Annotated in this window: 2 protein-coding genes; one reads left to right on the plus strand and one right to left on the minus strand. The window is 32.1% G+C overall.

From position 1 onward, the window contains the following. Nucleotides 1-1,384: 1,384 nt before the first annotated feature. Nucleotides 1,385-1,582 (plus strand): hypothetical protein, encoded by a 198-nt coding sequence (locus C406_RS0117950; protein ID WP_017382040.1) that lies wholly within the window; start codon nt 1,385-1,387, stop codon nt 1,580-1,582. Nucleotides 1,583-1,924: 342 nt separating this feature from the next. Here the strand turns inward: C406_RS0117950 and C406_RS0117955 are convergent, their stop codons facing one another. Next, nucleotides 1,925-2,203 (minus strand): hypothetical protein, encoded by a 279-nt coding sequence (locus C406_RS0117955; RefSeq protein WP_017382041.1) that lies wholly within the window; start codon nt 2,201-2,203, stop codon nt 1,925-1,927. Nucleotides 2,204-3,234: the final 1,031 nt, after the last annotated feature.

Raw genomic sequence — 3,234 nt, forward strand, 5'->3', positions numbered from 1 at the left:
ACAACTTCTCATCGTTATGTCAATAAAAAGTTTCATTCATTTTTTTGCTCACTCATCACCGTTTAATTAGCGACTTGAGTAGTATATCAAATTCTGTTATTCATGTCAATAAAGAATTTTAATACTTTCATTCATTATGTTGCATGCAAATTAGCAACTTAATTAATATATCAAATTCTCACCTTCATGTCAATAAGAGTTTTCATAATCGGTGCGTCGGTCTAAACTCAGCACTTTTTGTTCGATCTTATTAGTTTCCTACATTACATCTCTTAAGAGATTGGTAGTTGCATCTACATTAAAATACATTGGAATATAAACTGGACGATTAATACTGTACATCCTTAGACAATTCACCCTTCTCATTACCTTGTTGATTACAATGATTAACACTTCGTAGGCTTTAGCAATATTAGCAGACGTTAGTCATGGATGACGACCATTTTAAGTAAAGGGTCTTGTTTATTTTGGTTAGAGAATCCCGAACTCCATCTCATTTACATTTGCTACTACATAATTACCTCCAGCTTTCATGCACATTGTCTCTCCTTTAAAAGTTAAAAACCCATTTCAATCAATTATTTAAAATAGACGTACGACTTCTAAGATCATCGTTAAGGTTAAATTGGGTAGGTGGATGCATTACTGTCTGCAATCAAATTAACTAAATATACTCCCAGTGATATTGATTACACCAGATAAACCCATAGAAAAGAAGAGCAATTATGCTTCTTAACAACACTTTGCGATATTTTGAATCCAACAAAATCAAAAAACTCAACAATTAATTTTATACCTATAACAATGGCTGAGTCCCTATTGACTTGGTAATTAGATTTCCAAGTGATGTTGCTACAAAAAATATAGCAATTCAAACCGCACCATAAAAGAGAATAGATTCATATTAAACAATTCGTTTAAACAATACTCTTTAAATTAACTTTGATCACACAAATATTTGTTTATGTGTCTGAAAATCTTTGACGTAAGACGATGTATTTTTGACTTGGTTCCGATACATATATAAATAATTAAATAAAAGAGTCAACACTTTAGAGTAAGGGTTTCTCTTCAGAGGTGTAAAACACGAAAGCGAGTCCCTAACAGAAATTTAAAATGAAATAATATTAGCATCTCTTTTCACGGCACTTTTTTGTTTTTTTCTGACAGAAATACAAAATATAGATACCTATGATACACTTAGGTTATCTAAGTTCACGAAATAATCATATTTCTTATTCAACTCCCATGAAAATTCAATTCTGTTCTGCACTCAATTTCATCCACTATGGTGTAGAGTTGGTTTTGTGCTACATGGGTGGCTAACGGAGAAGTATTATGTAAGAATGATTAGAAAAAAATTATTACTTGGAGGGATGAGAACATGAAAAATTCAGGAGTACTTTTAGTTGGATTTTCTCTATTAACATTAGCATTGGTAATTGTTTTATCAAGAGTTGCTGAAGCAATATTTGTAATTAGTAAAGTTGATATAGGGCACGTAATACCTATTTTCGTTTATGTTCTAATAGGTATCGTCTTTTTATTAGGACTAATTTCTATATTTAATAAGCAGAAGTAAATTATCTGTTTAAACAAACGGGAACATTAGTTGAAGAAGCCATTAGTAACAACGGAACGGACCATAATATAATTGGAAGTCCGTTTATCATAGTAAAAATCAACATTAAACTTTAACAGACCTTTAATTTAACAATGCTATTTGTACGTCAATTAGTTACATTACAACTTCTATTGTAGTGTTTTGTCAATTGAACAACGAAAAACTCACTTTTATTAACAGGAATGCTTACACATCAATAAAAAAGGACAAACAATTCATATGCGAATTGTTTGTCCTTTTGTGTTGTGTTTTAAAGTCTTCACCTCTGAAGAGAACCCCTTAATTTTAGAGAGGTCTCTTTTAATTTAGACTTTTTCTACAGTCATCTCTATTCTTGTTTTTAAAGGGATTTTCATAGGATTCTTCAAACTCTGCACTCAATGTCGCACTTTCTTCTTCTTTATGAAAATCTGTAAGTAATACTACATCAAATTTATATGACAGTTTATCCATCGACATATCCATAGTGTCTGTTAGAGTATTTACATAACTGTTTGCAGCAATTGATGGTGACACATCATTAATTTTGTCAATTGATTCACTAGATAGTTTAAAAGCCTTTACTAGAAGAATCTCCATTTAGTAGCGAATAGCAAAATAGCTATCATTCAAGAATGGATATCTGGGTTGATTTTCGCTTCGCTGGTTATTGAGGAACGAAAACATAGTGAAGAGATTCATGGGCAACGTAACTTGTTAGTTGAGACAATTATTAATATATATTTAAAACGCAGGTCATCACTTATGCTATATGCTTTGAGCCTAATCCTTTTGTTTCCTCGAACTCTTTGTTCCTCCTCTTTCTTGCACATCTTCTATTAATACTAGAAAATACCACAAAAAAACGATACTCTTTACAGATACCTGTCTATCACCCTAAAGTTAACTAGGTGAATAAGCTAACTTTTGTGTGTAAATAATTGATTTTTCTACCTATGTAATAGAAATGGTTGATTCGGCTTCACCCAATTTATCTGAAATTAATTAGGTTGAGTATCACTTCTCTGCTTATTGGGGAACAAAAATATCAGAAAGTGATGCTATTTATGGACAAGGGAACTTAGTTGAGTTAACTGGTACATACATCTAATGAATTTTTGTCAATTGCAGGTCTTTCACATATACTACATTTTCCATGTCTCTTCCCGTTGTCTCCACGAACTCTTTGCTCATCCTCTTTCTCGCTCGTCTTCTATTAATACTTGGATAAACCAAAAAAAACGATACCTTTTACAGATACCTGCCTTGTCACAGGGACAAACCTTATAGTTTACTTAGTCGAAAAATCTAATTTTCATGTGTGAATTGATTGATTTTCCTACCTTATTAAGCAGTTGATTAAAATTTAATAGGCTTGGATAGGAGTTTATTCCGCTTCACCAGAGATTTAATCAGCTAAAACCGGATTTTATCCATAAAATACCTTCTCACTGGATCAATCGAAGAGGAATGACTGGCTTAATTTCGCTTCGCTGCTTACCGGAAAGTGTTGTTATTCCTGTGAGACAACTGTTGTATAAATCTAATGATTTTCGTCACACACCAGGTCTTTCCGTAGCTCATCTTTTAATAAAGCTTAAATAAAACCACAAAAAAACCGATACCCTTTT

It is taken from the genome of Paenisporosarcina sp. TG-14 (assembly GCF_000297555.1).
Taxonomy (GTDB): domain Bacteria; phylum Bacillota; class Bacilli; order Bacillales_A; family Planococcaceae; genus Paenisporosarcina; species Paenisporosarcina antarctica.